The organism is Roseomonas sp. FDAARGOS_362, assembly GCF_002754815.1.
In the GTDB taxonomy this organism is placed as follows: Bacteria; Pseudomonadota; Alphaproteobacteria; order Acetobacterales; family Acetobacteraceae; genus Roseomonas; species Roseomonas mucosa.
This window is the reverse complement of sequence record NZ_CP024588.1, coordinates 2,793,751-2,809,875: the sequence shown is the minus strand read 5'-3', so window position 1 is coordinate 2,809,875 and position 16,125 is coordinate 2,793,751. Positions and strand designations below refer to the sequence as shown.

Below are 16,125 nucleotides of genomic sequence, written 5' to 3'. Positions count from 1 at the left end.
GGCGCCATCGGATGCGGCGAGGGCCGGAAAGCCCGGATGCGGAATGGTTGCCGGATTCTTAGCGCCGGGGTGTGCCGTTAACCTTTTCTCAACCAGATGCCGGCACAGTGCCGGGCAGGCTTTCGAGGCCCGCACCGGACGCAGGGGAAAAATTCCATGCCACGACCCCATATCACCTGGCAGCCCCTGTTCCTGACCGAACCCGAGAGCTTCGCCCGGCTCCTGGAGGAACCCTCGCTGGACCGCCGCCTGCGATCCTGGCGGGGCTACGAGGACATGCTGCTGGGGGAGGCCCTGCGAGCCGGGCTGCATGACGACCGGGCCGCCCGGACCTCCCTGGAGGAGCTCTATGCCTTCGGCCTCGCCAACGGGCTTCCGCTGTGGAGCCGGCGCGAGGCGGTGCGGGCCCTGCGGGCCTATGCCGGGCGCTACCCCCTGCCGGGCAGCACCTGGGGCCCCTTCCTGCGGCTGGATCCGGACTGGCAGGTCGCCCTGACGGCGGCGAGCGCCTGGCTCGAATCGGAGGATACGCAGGCCGCATCGGCGCTGCTGAAGGCGCTGGAGGAGGAGCGGCTGGCGAATCGGGGCGGTGTCTTCGGTGCGCTGCTCCGCCACGGCGTCATCGCGCCGCTGCGGCGCCTCCGGGAAGGGCTGGAGGCGCGCGAGCTGGAGGACGTGGCCGCCTGTTGCAGCCGGGGCATGTCCTCCGAGGTGAACGCCTTCCTGACCGACTGGCTGGAGACGCTGGCGGCGGCGGAGAACGGCGCCCTGCGCGACATCCTGGGCCGCTGCCTGGAACTGCGGGCCGGAGAGGCCGATCCCCGGCGCGTCGCCGAGCACTTCCTGCCACGTTCGGCCGAGGTGATCCCGATCCATCGCCGGCGTGGCCGGCCTGCCGGCAGCCGCCATGCCCCGGCCACGCCGTCCATGCCCGGAAAGGGGCCGCAGCAGTAGAAGCCCACGCGGGGCGGGGCCGCCTGGGCTTCGGCACTGCGCTTCGTGGCCGTCCCCGGGGCAGGCTCCGCCCGCATCACCCCTGGTGCGGCGTCTTTTCCTCCAGCCGCCGCTGGGCGCGGCGCAGGAGCCAGCCCGACAGGCCCGGTGCGCGGGAGAGGGCGTTGCGCAGCGCCTGCAGGTCGGCCTCGGCCCGGGAACGCGCCAGGGCGGCTTCCACGGCATGGCCGCGCGCGACCTGCCGGGCCTCCTCCAGCTCCGCGAGGCGCCGGGACAGGGCGGCCCGGGCGGCCTCGGGTTCATGCGTCAGCGCCAGCCGCTCCAGGGTGGCGCGGGCCTCCCGCAATTCCTGCCGCAGCCGCGCGATCTCCGCCTCGGCCGAGTGGCCGGGCCGTTCCTGCTCCAGGACCGGACCTTCCACGGACTTCGCCCGGGGCTTCGTGGTCCGGCGGTTGGCGCCCTTCATCTGACGACGACCCATGGTCACCCCCTTCCTGCTGACCCTCCCCGGCTACCATTCCCGGGCGGAGGGGGGTAGCTCCAAGGGGTGTCGCGGAAGACGACCGGCGGGACCCGGCGCTCAGTCCTCCGGCACGTCCTTGAGCTCGAAGGCCACGGCCACCTGCGCCAAGGCAACGGTCGCGCGGCCGCGTTCCGTCGGGGAGGTGAGGAGCGGCCCGGAAAGCCGCGGCGCATCCGACGCCGTGGCCATGTTCACGTCGAGCAGGACATGCCCGGTACGCGACACATGGATGGCGTCGATATTGCGGATGATCATGGTGTGGCCCGTGGTCAGCAGCAGGCCGAACAGCCAGTCATCCGCCATCATACGCCCGGCGAACCAGGCGGGCATGACCTCACCGAGACGCAGGTCGTCGGCGCTGTCGATGGTTGTCCAAAAATCGTCCATGAACAACCCTAACGTGAAAACCCTATCCCACAATTCACAATATACTTCTTACTGTCAAACAACGCCGCCACTAAGAAATGAGACGGAACGTGGCGTTGCAACAAAGGCCAGCGACGGCGTCCGGCCGATGGGAGACGCCATGGCTGGGGCGTTTCACGATAGCGGGCGCGGCTGGCAATCCCAAACCGATCGGCGGAGCTCAGCGGACGAATGCCCTATCCCGAATCCAGGCGTTTGCAGGCCAGGGCCCATGCGGTGATCCCCGGCGGGGCCCACACCTATGCCAAGGGCGACGACCAGTTCCCCGAACTGGCCCCCGGCTTCATCGAGCGTGGCGAGGGTTGCCATGTCTGGGACGCGGACGGCAACGAGTACATCGAATACAGCCCGGGGCTGCGCTCCGTGGGGCTGGGGCACGGGCACCCCGCCGTGCTGGCAGCGGTGCGGGAGGCCCTGTCCCTCGGCACCAATTTCTGCCGCCCGCACCGGCTGGAAGTGGAATGCGCCGAGGCCTTCCTGTCCATGGTGCCCGCCGCGGAGATGGTGAAGTTCACCAAGGACGGCAGCACCGCCGTTTCCGCCGCGGTGAAGATCGCACGGGCCGCCACGAAGCGCGACATGATCGCCTTCTGCGCCGACCACCCCTTCTTTTCCTATGACGACTGGTTTATCGGCACCACGGCGATGGATGCGGGCATTCCGCCGGAGAATGTCAGCCTGAGCCTGCGCTTTCCCTATGGCGATATCGAGGCCCTGCGCGCGCTCTTCGCCGCGCATCCCGGACGGATCGCGGGCGTCCTGATGGAAAGCTGCAAATACGCCGATGCGCCGCCGGGCTATCTGCCCGCGGTCCAGGCGCTGTGCCAGGAGAACGGCGCGCTTTTCATCCTGGACGAGATGATCAACGGCTTCCGCCTCGCGAATGGCGGCGGCCAGGAATATTACGGGCTGGACCCGGATCTCAGCACTTTCGGCAAGGCGCTGGCCAATGGCTTCGCCATTTCCGCCCTGGCCGGAAAGCGCCGCTACATGGAGCTGGGCGGTCTGCAACACCAGGGGGAGCGGGTCTTCCTGCTGTCCACCACCCATGGCGGGGAAACCCATGCCCTGGCCGCCGCCATAGCCACGATGCGGGTGTACCGCGAGGAACCGGTGGTGGAGACCATGCAGCGCCAGGGCGACCGCCTGGCGGCCGCGCTGCGCGAGCGGACGGCGGCGCTGGGGCTGGCGGAGCATGTGCCGATCGAGGGGCGGGGCAGCAACCTCGTCTTCGGCACGCGCGACGCGGAGGGCCATGCCTCCCAGCATTTCCGCGCCCTGCTGATGCAGGAGCTGATCCGGCGTGGCGTCATCGGCCCTTCGCTGGTGATCAGCTATGCCCATGACGACGACGCCATCGACCGCACGATCGAGGCTTTCGAGGGCGCACTGCCCGTCTATGCGCGGGCCCTGCGGGAAGGTGTCGGGAAGTACCTGGTCGGCCCGCCGACGCAGATCGTCTACCGCCGCTACAACCACCACGGCTGATGCGGCCTCGTCCGGGCCGGCGATGCCGGCCCGCGGAACGCGACCGGAGGGTTGGGGAATTTACCCCCGGTCCCGTGGCCGGCTCAGATCCGGAAGCCTTCCCGGTTCTTGCCCTCGGACTCCGCCATCACGATCCAGGCGGGTGGGCGGCCGCGGCCGGACCATTCCTCGCCATTGGGGCCGCGATACTTGGCAGCCGCCGCGCCGGCGGTGGCACGGCGGACCTTGCGGCCGCCCCGGGCCGGTGCCTCGGCCTGGACAAGACCTTCGAGCGATAGGCCCAGGGCCGCCGCCTTCTCCTCCATTTCGGCCAGGAGGTCACGCTTCGCCTCCGCCAGTTTCTCCCGGCGCTTTTCCTCGGCGCTGGCAATCAGGGCGGTGAGTTCCTGAACCGAGAGATTGTCGAGGTTGATCGGGGATTTGTTGGCCATTTGTCTTCGGTTCAAAACGAGAAAGGGGAATAAATCGCCCCCATAGATGTGGAATTCCGCGCCGGGCGCAATATCCTTTATCCGAAATTCCGGAAAGCCGGGGTTTCAGGATGATTTTCCGCTTTCCAACGGGCTTCCACCCGGCCGGCAAAAGACGGGTTTCCGCCTTTCATGCGAAAGGCAAAGGTTGCGGGGATCACGCGGCACCCGTTCGGCAACCAAACTTTCCACGCGATTCCGGGATCCGGGCCGTCTCCTTTCCGGCGCCCCTCCCCGTGGTTTCCCCCGGCGGCCCGCCACGAAGCGCAGCGGACCCGCCGGGGCAGGGTTCAGTACAGGCCGACTGCCCGTTCGTATTCGCTCCGGAAGGTGGCGAGGGAGCTGGCCAGCACCGTGGCGGCGCCGTCCACCAGTCCGCAGCGGCCGGAGCCGGGCAGGAGGCGCGTCAAGTTCTCCAGAGCCGCGAGGTCGGTGGGGCGGCCGGCCCCGGCCTCGATGCGTTCGAGGATGCGCGAGACCTGGTGCGTGCCGATCTTGCAGGAGGGGCACTGGCCGCAGGAGCTCGCCGCGAAGAAGGCGACGTACTCCGCTGTCTTGCGCAGGATGCTGGTGCCTTCGCCCACCACGATCATGGCGCCGGTGCCGAGGCGCGAGCCGCGGGCGCGCAGGCTGTCGAAGTCCAGCGCGACGTCGAGGTCCCGGTCTGTCAGCAGCGTGTTGGAGGGGCCACCGGTGAAGACCGCCTTGAACGCCTTGCCCGCCAGCATGCCGCCGCCGCAGCGGAAGACCAGCTCGCGCAGCGAAGTGCCCATCGGTAGCTCGTGCAGGCCCGGCCGCAGCACGTCGCCGGACAGCGAGTAGAGCTTGGTGCCCGCCGCCTCCCCGAGGCCCAGCGCCCGGTACCATGCCGCGCCGTGCTGGAGGATATGCGGGACATGGGCGAAGGTCTCGACGTTGTTCAGCAGCGTCGGCGCGCCGTTCACGCCCTTTTCCGCGGGGAAGGGCGGCTTCAGCGACGGGAAGGGGAAGCCGCCCATGACGCTGGCCACCGCCGCGGTCTCCTCGCCGCCCACATAGAGACCGGCGCTCTCGCTGACGCGCATCTGCACCGGGGTGCCGACAGATTCCGAGACACGGGCCAGCAGCGGATGCGCGCGCCAGGCATCGGCGGCGGCGCGCAGGGCCTTCACGGAGGCCGTCTCGCGCGGATTGACGTAGAGGGCGATCATGTTCGCCTTCACCGCCAGGGCGCCGATCAGCGCGCCCTCGATCACCTGATGCGGCGTGCGGGAGAGCAGGAAGCGGTCCTTGAAGGTACCCGGCTCGTCCTCGTTGCCGTTGCAGATGATCCACTTGCCGCCGCCCTCGGGGAAGGGCGGCTGCGCCGCCACGGCGGCCCATTTGCGGTGCGTCGGGAAGCCGGCGCCGCCCAGGCCGCGCAGCCCGGCGGCCTCCAGGGCGGGGATGATGCCGGCGGGATCGTCGAGGGCGCGTTCCAGTCCCTCGCCGCCGCCAACCTTGAGCCAGGCGGCGAGGTCCGGGCCGACCCGGATCGCCTCGGCGGTGAGCACGGCGGTCATGCGGCCATCCCCCGGTCGGTGACGGCATCGAAGTGGCCGTAGGGCGGAAAGATCATCGGAGCCTTGCGGCTGAGCGGCAGGCCCTGCGCCACCAGGGCACGTCGCCAGTCGGCGAGATGCGTCAGCCCCACGTTGCGCGGCCGTTCCGCCCGCGCCTCGGCGGCGGCCCCGGCGCCGGCATGGCGGCCGAAGACCACGAGCTCCAGCAGGGCATTGCCCATCATGCGGTTGCGCCCATGCAGCCCGCCCGTCACCTCGCCCGCGCAGAGCAGGCCGGGGACGGCGGTGCGACCTGCCGGATCGATCTCCACGCCGCCGTTCTGGTAGTGCAGCGTCGGGCGGATCAGGAAGGGCTCCTCGGCCGGATCGAAGCCGCCGCGATGGGCGAGGTGGCGCAGGGTGACGAGGCTCTTCTCCAGGATGCCGGGCCTGCCCTTCTCCAGCGTCGGCGTGTCGAGGAAGATCCCAACCTTGCCGTCGCGTTCCACGCCTCGCCCCTCGGCGATCTCGCGCAGGATGGCGGAGGCCACCACGTCGCGCGGCTGCAACTCGTCCACGAAGCGCTCGCCCTTGCCGTTCACCAGGAAGGCGCCGGAGGAACGCGCCGCCTCGCTGACCAGGGAGCCCTCCATGTGCGGCGGCCAGGCGATGCCGGTCGGGTGGTACTGGAAGCTGTTCACCTCCCGCAGCGGGGCGCCGAGGCGATAGGCCAGCACCAGACCGTCCGCCGTGGCGCCATAGTGGTTGGAGGTGGGAAAGCCCGCGAGGTGCAGCCGCCCCGAGCCGCCGGTGGCCAGCACCACCGCCCCGGCCCGGGCCAGCACCGGGCGGCCATGCGCGAAGTCGTGCAGCACCGCCCCGGCGCAGCGGCCGCGGTCGTCGCTCAGCAGCTCCAGCGCCGGATGACGGTCGAGGATGGTGATCCCCGGCTGCAGCAGGGTCGCCTCGCGCAGCGCCCGCATCAGTTCCAGCCCGGTGAAGTCGCGATAGGAGAGCAGCCGGGCGGCGGTGGCGCCGCCGGGCTTCTTGCGCAGCAGCGTGCCGCCCATGCGCTGGCTGCCCTCGGTGAGGTCGAAGCTCATCCCCTCCTGGATCAGCCAGCGGATCGCCTGTGGCCCGCCCGACACCAACGCCGCCACCAGCGCCTTGTCGGCGGCGAAGTGCCCGGCGCGCAGCGTGTCCTCGAAATGCCGCTGCAGGCTGTCCTCGGCGCCGACCGCGGCCTGGATGCCGCCCTCCGCCATCACCGTGTTGCTGTCGCCGATGCGCAGCTTGGTGGCGAGCAGCACGCGGGCCCCGGCGCGCGCGGCGGTCAGCGCCGCGACGCAGCCCGCGCCGCCGCCGCCGATCACCAGCACGTCCGCGTCCAGCATCGGAGCGCCGGCGATGTCCACATCCTCCAGCAGCGAATCCGCCTGCAGCAGGTCCGCCAGGATGGCCGGGCATTCCTGGCCGGCGCTGGTGCCGACCCGCAGCGTCACCATGGCGCCGGGCTGACGGTCCGGATGGTAGCCGGCCAGCAGCTCCGGCACCGGCAGGTCCAGCGTCCGGGGCGGGGCGGGGGAGGCGGCGCGCCAGGCGTCCAGCGCCTGGGCATGGGGGATCCCGGCGGCGCTCATGGCGCGGCTCCCTTCGGCGGCGGATTGGCACCTGGCGCGCCGAAGTCGATCGGCTGGCGGCCGTCCTCTATCTCGTGCAGCCGCATGATCAGGTCGGAGGGGCGCAGCGTCAGCGAGGCGTTCATCCGCCGCACGAACTGGCCCAGATGCGCCGGGTCTATATGCTCCGGGCAGGCGGCGACGCAGAGGTTGCAGAGCACGCAGTGGTCGAAGAGCTCGGCCGCCGCATTGGCCTGCCCCACGGCGGCGAGGTTGACCATGCGCTGCACCTCGATCCCCTTGGGACAGGCGCGGTCGCAGCCGTTGCAGTGGCGGCAGTGCTTGGCCTCGGGGAAGACGGCGTCGATCTGGTCGATCGCGGTCCAGCTGTCGGTCAGCGCGTGCAGGTCATAGGCGTGCGGGCGGCGGGCCGGGAAATGGTCGATGAAGGAGACCTGCATCCCTTCCTCGGCCAGCATCTCGCAGGCCAGCGCCGTACTGGCCAGGCGCTGGCCCGGTCGGCGCACCAGCACGCGGCAGGCCCCGCAGACTCCCTGGCCCATGCAGCCGACATTCTCCGTCAGCGTCAGCCCGGCGGCCGTCCAGGCCTGCAGCAGCGAGGTTCCGGGGACTGCCTCGATGGCATGGCCATCGAATTGCAGGTGCAGGGTTCCGGGGGTCCGTGTGTCGTCGGACATGCGGGGCAATCTCCCGTCCGTGGAGGACATCGGGAAATGCCGGTGTCCTGGACGGGAAGGATAAACCCATCGCGCCGCCGCCTGAACCCGTCACCATAATATCCGGCTTGAAAAACCCACCGGTAGCAAGAAAATGATGCCGTCCCATCCGTCTTCTGCATGTGTGTTTAATCTGGACTTATTTGGTCTGGATGACGAGGACTTTGCGATGGTCCTGTGAAGCGTCCTGGCGGATGGAGGCCGGGGGAAAAAGGCGGAGCCTCGTCCCCCCGGGACGGCGCGACGCCAGGCGGCGAAGCGCAACCGGCCTCAGAGCTGTGGCTCGATCTTCCGTTCGCGGATCACCTTCGCCCAGACAGCGGTTTCCGCCCGGATGCGGGCAGCGAAATCCACCATGGATTCGTCGGAGAGGGTGAGGCCCTGGGCGGCAAGGGCGGTGCTCGTGCGCGGCTCGTGCAGGATGCGCGCGACCGTGGTGTGGATCTCCTCCGCCAGGGCGGGCGGCACGGCGCGCGGCGCCAGCAGCCCGTACCAGGAGGTGATGTCGAAGCCCTCCACGCCCAGCTCGCCCAGCGTCGGGATGTCCGGCATCACCGGGGTGCGCTGCGCCGTGGTGAGGGCCAGGGCGCGGAGCTGGCCATCGCGCACCGCCTCCAGCACGGCCGGCAGGTTGGTGAAGAGGAGCTGCACCTGCCCCGACATCACATCCGTCGCCGCCTGGCTGGAACCCTTGTAGGGCACGTGCAGCATGGGGATGCCGGTCCGCTGCGCCAGCAGCTCGCCCGCCAGGTGAAGCTGGCTGCCGAAGCCAGGGCTGGCATAGGTCACGCCATCCTTCTGCGTCTTTGCGAAGGCGAGCAGCCCCTGGATGTCGCGCACCGGCAGGCGCGGGTCACAGACGATGACGTTGGGCGCCGTGGCCAGCAGGTTCAGCGGCAGGAAATCCCGCTCCACGTCGAAGGGCAGGTCGCGCATCAGCGTGGGGTTGATGGTCAGGTTGCCCGCCGGCACCAGAAGCAGCGTGTGGCCGTCCGGCGCCGCACGGCGTACCGCGTCGATGCCGATATTGCCCTGGGCGCCCACGCGGTTGTCCACCACCGTATTCTGGCCGCTGCCGGCCTGCAGCCCCTGCGCCACGACGCGCGCCAGCACGTCCACCGGGCCGCCGGGGGTGAAGGGGGCGACGATGGTCACCTGGCGCGAGGGCCAGGAAGCGGCGCGGGCCGGGCGCAGCCCCGCGGCGGCGAGGGCGGCCGTGGCGCCAAGCAGGGCGCGGCGGCCCGGGGCGGGTTGGAACATGGGGAACTCCCGTTCAGGATCGTTGCTGGGACGTGTGACCGGCGTTCCGGCCCGCTTGTTGCGGGGTTTCTTCTACCGGACCGGAAGCGGGGGGGCTGCTTCCGGCTTTCCTGGCCCTGGCCCGGGGGATTCCCGGCCAGGGCCTGTCGGGGATGGCGTGGCGGCCTCAGCCGCCCGCCTTGCGGGGCCGGGGCTCGGCTTCCGCCGGCGCGTGGCCCAGGGCCCGGGAAATGGCGGCGGCGCTGGCCGTGACCTCCTGCGCCAGAGGGCCGCGCAGCTCGGCCTCCGTCACCAGCAGCGCGACGGTGGAGATGTTGATCGCCGCCACCGCGCGGCCCGAGACATCGCGGATGGGGGCCGCGATGCTCGTCACCCCGGCCTCGTAGCCCGCGACATTGGTGACGGTGCCGGAGGCGCGGTCCAGCCGGGCCTGTTTCAGCAGCGCGGGCAGGGTGGCCGGGGTGCGGCCGCTGTAGGATTCCAGCCGGGTGTCACGGTACAGCGCCTCGATCGCCGCATCCTCCAGCCCCGCCAGCAGCACGCGCCCCATGCCGGTGGCATGCGCGGGCAGGCGCGAGCCGACCTGCACCACCGAGGACACGGCGCGCCGCGTCGGCATCCGCATCAGGTAGACGACGTCGCGCCCCTCCAGCACCCCCAGATGGGCGGACCATTGGGTGCGGTCGCGCAGCGCCTCCAGATGCGGCGCGGCGACCTCGGGCAGGTCGCGGGAAGCGATATAGCCATAGCCCAGGCGCAGCACGGCCGGACCCAGCGCATAGGTGCGCGTCTGCGGGTCGTGCACCAGGAAGCCTAGCTGGTCCAGCGTATAGACCAGCCGGTAGGCGGCGGAGCGGGTGATGCCCAGCGCCGCGCCGATTTCCACCAGCGTCATGCGGCGGCGTTCGGGCGTGAAGGCCTGCAGCGCCTGCAACCCGCGCACGAGGCCGGGGACGAGGTAGCGGTCATCCGCCTCCCCGCCTGCCGCCGCCGGGGGCACCTCCGCATCCAAAATGTGTTTACCCATAAAACAGCGTATAGCAGGCAAACAGGAACGCGGCTACAGGAGTTTCCGGACGGCACGGCCGCACCTGCAAGAAAGGAGTTCCGGATGAACGTCATCGCCCCGCCCGCCACGGTCCCGCTGGAAGCGGACCTGCAGCGCCACATCGGCCGGCACGCGCAGAAGGCCTTCGACTGGGACGCCTTCCCCTCGAACCGCGGCTTTCCGGAACTCTCCCGCGCGCAGATGCGCTATATCGGCGCCGGCGGCTCGCCCAAGGTCGGCGACACCTCCACCATGAAGGCCGACAACTTCACGCTGAGCCTGATCCACAAGGAGCCGGGCAAGTACGCGGCCTGCCACGCGCATGAGATCGAGGAGAGCTTCCTCATCATCGACGGCGTGCTGACCGTGGGCTGGGAGCAGGACGGGCAGGTGGTCGAGGTCAAGCTCGGTCCCAAGGACATGATCCTGAACGCCCGCGACGTGCCGCACGGCTTCCGCAACGAGGGCGTGAAGCCCGTGCTGATGAGCATCAGCGTCGATGTCGGCAAGCCGCAGCCCCCGCGCTATGTCTATCACCCCAAGGACACCGACGCCGCGCTCGCCCGTGCCTTCGGCGCCAAGCCGGGCCAGACGGAGATGCTGTCCACCGAGGGCGCGCACCCGTTGCAGCAGCTCATGGCGCACCACGTCATCCGCTTCACCCAGCAGCCGGTGATCGCGGAGAAGGCAGGCTTCTTCCGCAAGGTCTATGTCGGCGAGGGTGGCGTGCAGTCCACCACCGCGCGCAAGGAGATGCTGGGCATCCCCCGCGGCGTCGGCGTGAAGCCCTATGTGCGCGATGTCGAGGACGCCTACCTCGTGCTCGAAGGCTGCGTCACCGTCGGCTGGGTCGGCGATGACGGCAAGGTCGTGGAAGCGAAGCTCGGCCCGCTCGACGTGGTGAAGACCCCCGCCGGGCGGCCGCACTACTTCCGCAACGACGACTTCAGCGACGCCACCGTCTTCCTGGTGGTGGGCGATTCCGGCAAGGAGACCGTCGTCTACGAAGCCGCCTGAACCACGCGGCACCGTTTCCGCCGGGAGGAGGCCATGTGCCTCCTCCCGGTTTCCATTTGTGGCCCCACGCGTGGCGTTCCCGTGGCGGGGACGGGAACGGCCGGGAGGCCCCGGCACTCGCGCCGCAGACGACGGCTGTCCGTCGCCCGCCAGGGCGTGAAAAAACTAGTCTCTGGATGTGAAATTTTGTGCTTTTCTCGCTTAACAGCGCCGGCAGCCGGTTTATAACCGCCGCCACGCGCAAGCGGGCGAACAGAAATTCACATCGGAGGACCGATGAGCAGCGACAACCGGTACCGGGCCTGTGTGGTCGGCCTCGGCTCCATGGGCATGGGCGCGGCGCGCTCCTGCCTCGCGGCCGGGCTGGCGACCTATGGCGCGGACCTGAACCCGGCGGCCTGTCAGGCGCTGACCGAGGCTGGCGCCGTGGCGGCGGGGCCGGATGCCTCTGCCTTCGCCGGGGAACTGGATGCCGTGCTGTTGCTGGTGGTGAACGCCGCGCAGTGCCGCGCCGTGCTACTGGGCGAGAACGGGCTGGCGCGGAAGCTGCGCCCCGGCACCGGCGTCATGGTCTCCGCCACCATCTCCGCCGCCGATTCCCGCGCCCTGGCCGCGGAGCTGGAGGCGATGGGCCTGCTGATGCTGGACGCGCCGGTCTCGGGCGGGGCCGCCAAGGCGGCGGCGGGGCAGATGACGGTGATGGCTTCCGGGCCGAAGCAGGCCTTCGACCGGCTGCGCCCCGTGCTCGATGCGGTGGCGGGCAAGGTCTATGAGATCGGCGACGAGATCGGCCTGGGCGCCACGGTGAAGATCATCCACCAGCTCCTCGCCGGGGTGCATATCGCGGCGGGGGCCGAGGCGATGGCGCTGGCCGCGAAGGCCGGCATCCCGCTCGGCACGATGTACGAGGTGGTGACCAATGCCGCCGGCAACAGCTGGATGTTCGAGAACCGGATGAAGCATGTGGTCGATGGCGACTACACGCCACATTCGGCGGTGGACATCTTCGTGAAGGACCTGCGGCTGGTGACGGAGACGGCGCTGTCGCTGGGCTTCCCGCTGCCGCTGGCCAGCACCGCCTACACGATGTTCGCCAATGCCAGCAACGCCGGCCATGGGCGCGAGGACGATGCGGCGGTGATCAAGACCTTCGCCGGCATCGAGCTGCCGGGCGTGGAAGGGAAGACCAGGTGATGCGCCCCCTTCCGATGCGCCTGGGAGTCATCGCGGACGACTTCACCGGCGCCACCGACATCGCCGGCTTCCTGGTCGCCAACGGGCTGCGCACCGTGCAGCTCAACGGCGTGCCGCCGGAGGATCTGGCGGTCGAGGCCGATGCCGTGGTCGTCAGCCTGAAGACCCGCTCCTGCCCGGTGGAGGAGGCGGTGTCGCAGAGCCTCGCCGCGCTGCGCTGGCTACAGGCGCGCGACTGCCCGCAGTTCTTCTTCAAGTACTGCTCCACCTTCGACAGCACGCCGAAGGGCAATATCGGCCCGGTGACGGATGCGCTGCTCGACACGCTGGGCGAGGACTTCACGGTGATCTGCCCGGTCCTGCCGGTGAACGGGCGCACCATCTACAACGGCTATCTCTTCGTGAACGGCGTGCCGCTGGAGGAATCCGGCATGCGGCACCATCCGGTCACGCCGATGACCGACAGCAACCTGATGCGGCTGATGGACGCGCAGTCGCGCGGGAAGACCGGCAACGTGCCGAGTACGGTCATGGACCAGGGTGCCGATGCCGTGCGCGCGGCGCTGGCGGCACTGAAGGCCAAGGGCTTCCGCTATGCCGTGCTGGACGCGCTGAGCGACGCGCATCTGGTGGTGATGGGCCAGGCCGTGGCGGAGATGAAGCTGGTCACCGGCGGCGCGGGCCTCGCCGACGGCATGGCGCGGGCCTGGAAGACCGAAGCCGATGCCGCCAGCGCCGCCGCCGAAGGCCGCCCTGCGAAGGGGCGCGCCATCGTGCTGTCCGGCTCCTGCTCGCAGATGACCAATGCCCAGGTGGCCGCCTATCGCGCCGCCGCGCCCGCCCTGTTCGTCGAGGTGGAGCGCAGCCTGGGCGATGCCGAGGCCTATGCGCGGGAGCTGGCGGACTGGGTGCTGGCGCAGCCGGCGGGCGAATGGGCGCCGCTGGTCTATGCCACCACCGAGCCGGCGAAGCTGAAGGAGATCCAGGCCCGCTTCGGTGCCGCCGAGGCGAGCGAGGCGGTGGAGCGCGTCTTCGGCGCCCTGGCGCGCAGGCTGGAGGCAGCGGGCTTCGACCAGTTCATCGTCGCGGGCGGCGAGACCTCCGGCATCGTCACCCAGTCGCTGGGCATCGGCGGCTTCCATATCGGGCCGCAGATCGCTCCGGGCGTGCCCTGGGTGAAGGCGGTGGGGAAGCCGCTCTCCCTGGCGCTGAAGTCGGGGAATTTCGGAGGCGAGCGCTTCTTCTTCGAAGCGCAGGACCTGGCGGCCTGAGGGTCAGGGTGAGGAGACGGACGACATGCCGCGTTTTGCTGCCAATCTCTCGATGATGTTCACCGAGCTTCCCTTCCTCGACCGCTTCGCCGCGGCCGCGGAGGCGGGGTTCCAGGCGGTGGAGTTCCTTTTCCCCTACGAGCACCCGCCGGAAGCGGTGGCGGAGAAGCTGAAGGCCGCCGGGCTGACCCAGGCGCTGTTCAACATGCCGCCGGGCGACTGGGCGAATGGCGAGCGCGGCATGGCCGCCATCCCGGGCCGCGAGCAGGAGTTCCGCGACAACGTCGCCATCGCGCTGCGCTATGCCAAGGCGCTGGGCTGCCGGACGCTGCACGGCATGTCCGGCATCACCGCGGGCATGGACCGCGCGGCCTGCGAGAACGCCTTCGTCGAGAACTTCCGCTACGCCGCCGACATGCTGGCGCCCGAAGGGATCACCCTGCTGGTCGAGCCGATCAACAGCCGCAACATGCCCGGCTACTTCATCGCGCACCAGCTGGAGGCGGTGGCGCTGGTGGAGCGCGTCGGGCGGCCGAACGTCTCCGTGCAGCTCGACCTCTACCACGCGCAGATCATGGACGGCGACCTGACGAAGCTGATCGGGAAGATGGACGGCAAGTTCGCCCATGTGCAGATCGCCTCGGTGCCGGATCGGCACGAGCCGGACGAGGGCGAGCTGAACTACCCGCACCTCTTTGCCGTGCTCGACCGCGTCGGCTACAAGGGCTGGGTGGGCTGCGAGTACAACCCGCGCGGCGAGACCACGGCCGGGCTGGGCTGGTTCGCCCCCTACAAGACGCCCGCCTCCGGGGCGCGCTGAGGCCGGCATGATCCCCGCCGAGCGTCAGAAGCTGATCCTCGCCCGCCTCGCCGAACGCGGCGTGCTGAGCATCAGCGAGCTGACCGAGCTGCTGGACGTCTCGCACATGACCGTGCGGCGCGACATCCAGCAGCTGGAGCGGGAAGGGCAGGTGATGTCGGTGGCGGGCGGCATCCGCCTGCCGGAGCGCATCTCCTTCGAGCCCTCGCATGTCAGCAAGGCGGTGATGGCCCATGCGGCGAAGGTGGCGATCGGCCGCATGGCGCTGGACTTCGTCCCGCGCGGCGGCATCCTCTACCTCGATGCCGGCACCACGACGCTGGAGATCGCCAGGGGCCTCGCCGGGCGCAGCGACATCGCCGTGGTGACCAACGACTTCGTCATCGCCGCCTTCCTGATGCGGGAGGCGGATTGCCGCCTCTACCACACCGGCGGGCAGGTGGAGCGCGAGAACCAGTCCTGCGTCGGCGACCCCGCCGCGGAGGCCATCCGCCGCTTCAACTTCGACCTCGCCTTCATCTCGACCTCCTCCTTCGGCCTGCGCGGCGTCTCCACGCCGTCGGAGAACAAGGTGGCGGTCAAGCGGGCGGTGGCGCAGAGCGCCTCCCGCAGCATCCTGGTGACGGACAGCAGCAAGTACGGGCGCATCGGCACCTTCAACGCCCTGCCACTCGAGGCGCTGTCCGCCATCGTCACCGATTCCAACCTGCCCGAGGATGTGCGCGACGCGATCATCCACCGGGGCCTCGCCCTGCACATCGCCGTGCCGGGGACGGAGGGATAGGAGCATGTCCATGCAGATCATCGTCACCGGCGGCGCCGGCTTCCTCGGCAGCCGCGTGATCCGCGCCCTCCTGGCCGGCGCCGGGAAGAAGGAAGGCCTGCCTGCCTTCGACCGCATCGTCTCGGTCGATCTCGCCCCCTGCCCGGTGGACGATGCGCGCGTCTCCTCCGTCACCGGCGACATCGCCGACCCGGGTTTCGTGCGCGGGCTGGTCACGGCGGAAACGGCGGGCATCTACCACCTCGCGGCGGTGCTGAGCGGCCAGTCGGAGCAGGATTTCGACCTGAGCATGCGGGTGAACGTGGATGGCACGCGCGCCCTGCTGGAGGCCGCCCGCGCCACCGGCAAGGCGCCCCGCTTCGTCTTCGCCAGCTCGCTCGCCGTCTTCGGCGGTGAGATGCCGGCGGTGGTGCCGGAGGTCATGGCGACCATGCCGGCGTCCTCCTACGGCGCGCAGAAGGCGATCGGCGAGATCCTGGTCAACGACTATTCCCGCAAGGGCTTCGTCGATGGCCGCGTCTGCCGCCTGCCGACCATCGTGGTGCGCCCGGGCAAGCCGAACTCCGCCGCCTCCTCCTTCGCCAGCGGCATCATCCGCGAGCCCCTGGCCGGCATCGCCTCCAACTGCCCGGTGCCGCTGGAAACGCGGATGTGGCTCTCCTCCCCGGATGTGGTGGTGAGCAACCTCGTCCATGCCCTGGCCGTGCCGGGCGAGCGCATCGGCGGCTGGCGGGTGCTGAACCTGCCCGGCATCTGCGTCACCGTGGGCCAGATGCTGGAAAGCCTGGAGCGCGTCGGCGGCCCCGCCCCGCGCGCCCTGGTGACCGAGGAGCCGGAGCAGCGCGTGATCGACATCGTGTGCTCCTGGCCCGGCGATTTCGAGGTGAGCCGCCCGCTCGCCCTCGGCTTCACCCGCGACGGCGATTTCGACGCCGTGGTGCAACAGTACAAGGACGAATTCGTCCGCTGACCTCCGACCTCTGCTGCAGGGACA

General features: G+C 70.2%; 16 protein-coding genes. 8 read left to right on the top strand and 8 right to left on the bottom strand.

The annotated features are described in order from the left end of the window. Nucleotides 1-156 precede the first annotated feature (156 nt). Nucleotides 157-954 (top strand): hypothetical protein, encoded by a 798-nt coding sequence (locus CTJ15_RS17480; protein ID WP_058389630.1) that lies wholly within the window; start codon nucleotides 157-159, stop codon nucleotides 952-954. A 76-nt stretch (nucleotides 955-1,030) separates the two neighbouring features. Here CTJ15_RS17480 and CTJ15_RS17475 read toward each other — a convergent pair whose 3' ends face one another. Together CTJ15_RS17475 and CTJ15_RS17470 are read right to left on the bottom strand one after the other, a co-directional pair. Then, the gene (locus CTJ15_RS17475) at nucleotides 1,031-1,435 is read right to left on the bottom strand and encodes a hypothetical protein (protein ID WP_126281910.1); all 405 of its coding nucleotides are present in this window, start codon (nucleotides 1,433-1,435) and stop codon (nucleotides 1,031-1,033) included. 99 nt (nucleotides 1,436-1,534) lie between these two features. Then, complete coding sequence (locus CTJ15_RS17470; RefSeq protein WP_126281909.1) at nucleotides 1,535-1,864, bottom strand: hypothetical protein; 330 nt, start codon at nucleotides 1,862-1,864, stop codon at nucleotides 1,535-1,537. Between the two features lie 210 nt (nucleotides 1,865-2,074). Between CTJ15_RS17470 and CTJ15_RS17465 the strand changes: the two genes are divergently transcribed. Further along, complete coding sequence (locus CTJ15_RS17465) at nucleotides 2,075-3,391, top strand: glutamate-1-semialdehyde 2,1-aminomutase (protein ID WP_019460994.1); 1,317 nt, start codon at nucleotides 2,075-2,077, stop codon at nucleotides 3,389-3,391. A gap of 83 nt (nucleotides 3,392-3,474) precedes the next feature. Here CTJ15_RS17465 and CTJ15_RS17460 read toward each other — a convergent pair whose 3' ends face one another. The 6 genes from CTJ15_RS17460 to CTJ15_RS17435 form a co-directional block, all read right to left on the bottom strand. Continuing rightward, a complete protein-coding gene (locus tag CTJ15_RS17460; RefSeq protein WP_019460993.1) occupies nucleotides 3,475-3,822 on the bottom strand; it encodes an H-NS family nucleoid-associated regulatory protein in 348 nt (115 codons plus the stop codon). Nucleotides 3,823-4,151: 329 nt separating this feature from the next. Continuing rightward, a complete protein-coding gene (locus tag CTJ15_RS17455; protein ID WP_075821965.1) occupies nucleotides 4,152-5,402 on the bottom strand; it encodes an NADH-quinone oxidoreductase subunit F in 1,251 nt (416 codons plus the stop codon). Further along, a complete protein-coding gene (locus tag CTJ15_RS17450) occupies nucleotides 5,399-7,021 on the bottom strand; it encodes an FAD-dependent oxidoreductase (protein ID WP_019460991.1) in 1,623 nt (540 codons plus the stop codon). Before CTJ15_RS17450 ends, CTJ15_RS17455 begins: the two co-directional genes overlap by 4 nt. Next, nucleotides 7,018-7,698 carry a 4Fe-4S dicluster domain-containing protein gene (locus CTJ15_RS17445; protein WP_019460990.1) on the bottom strand — a complete coding sequence of 227 codons (681 nt, stop codon included), beginning with the start codon at nucleotides 7,696-7,698 and terminating at the stop codon, nucleotides 7,018-7,020. Before CTJ15_RS17445 ends, CTJ15_RS17450 begins: the two co-directional genes overlap by 4 nt. Nucleotides 7,699-8,007: 309 nt before the next feature. Next, entirely contained in the window at nucleotides 8,008-8,997 is a 990-nt protein-coding gene (locus tag CTJ15_RS17440; RefSeq protein WP_019460989.1) for a tripartite tricarboxylate transporter substrate binding protein, read from the bottom strand. Between the two features lie 166 nt (nucleotides 8,998-9,163). Continuing rightward, complete coding sequence (locus CTJ15_RS17435) at nucleotides 9,164-9,997, bottom strand: IclR family transcriptional regulator (RefSeq protein WP_026033158.1); 834 nt, start codon at nucleotides 9,995-9,997, stop codon at nucleotides 9,164-9,166. 111 nt (nucleotides 9,998-10,108) lie between these two features. Between CTJ15_RS17435 and CTJ15_RS17430 the strand changes: the two genes are divergently transcribed. The 6 genes from CTJ15_RS17430 (at nucleotide 10,109) to denD (ending at nucleotide 16,101) form a co-directional block, all read left to right on the top strand. Then, nucleotides 10,109-11,062, top strand: a complete 954-nt coding sequence (locus CTJ15_RS17430) for a cupin domain-containing protein (protein ID WP_019460987.1) — start codon at nucleotides 10,109-10,111, stop codon at nucleotides 11,060-11,062. 276 nt (nucleotides 11,063-11,338) lie between these two features. After that, the gene (ltnD, locus tag CTJ15_RS17425; protein WP_019460986.1) at nucleotides 11,339-12,256 is read left to right on the top strand and encodes an L-threonate dehydrogenase; all 918 of its coding nucleotides are present in this window, start codon (nucleotides 11,339-11,341) and stop codon (nucleotides 12,254-12,256) included. A 14-nt stretch (nucleotides 12,257-12,270) separates the two neighbouring features. After that, complete coding sequence (otnK, locus tag CTJ15_RS17420; protein ID WP_099782195.1) at nucleotides 12,271-13,527, top strand: 3-oxo-tetronate kinase; 1,257 nt, start codon at nucleotides 12,271-12,273, stop codon at nucleotides 13,525-13,527. 25 nt (nucleotides 13,528-13,552) lie between these two features. After that, nucleotides 13,553-14,347 carry a 2-oxo-tetronate isomerase gene (gene otnI / locus CTJ15_RS17415; protein WP_075822595.1) on the top strand — a complete coding sequence of 265 codons (795 nt, stop codon included), beginning with the start codon at nucleotides 13,553-13,555 and terminating at the stop codon, nucleotides 14,345-14,347. A 7-nt stretch (nucleotides 14,348-14,354) separates the two neighbouring features. After that, nucleotides 14,355-15,131, top strand: a complete 777-nt coding sequence (locus CTJ15_RS17410) for a DeoR/GlpR family DNA-binding transcription regulator (protein ID WP_019460983.1) — start codon at nucleotides 14,355-14,357, stop codon at nucleotides 15,129-15,131. 4 nt (nucleotides 15,132-15,135) lie between these two features. Then, nucleotides 15,136-16,101 carry a D-erythronate dehydrogenase gene (gene denD, locus CTJ15_RS17405; RefSeq protein WP_083755523.1) on the top strand — a complete coding sequence of 322 codons (966 nt, stop codon included), beginning with the start codon at nucleotides 15,136-15,138 and terminating at the stop codon, nucleotides 16,099-16,101. Nucleotides 16,102-16,125 lie beyond the last annotated feature (24 nt).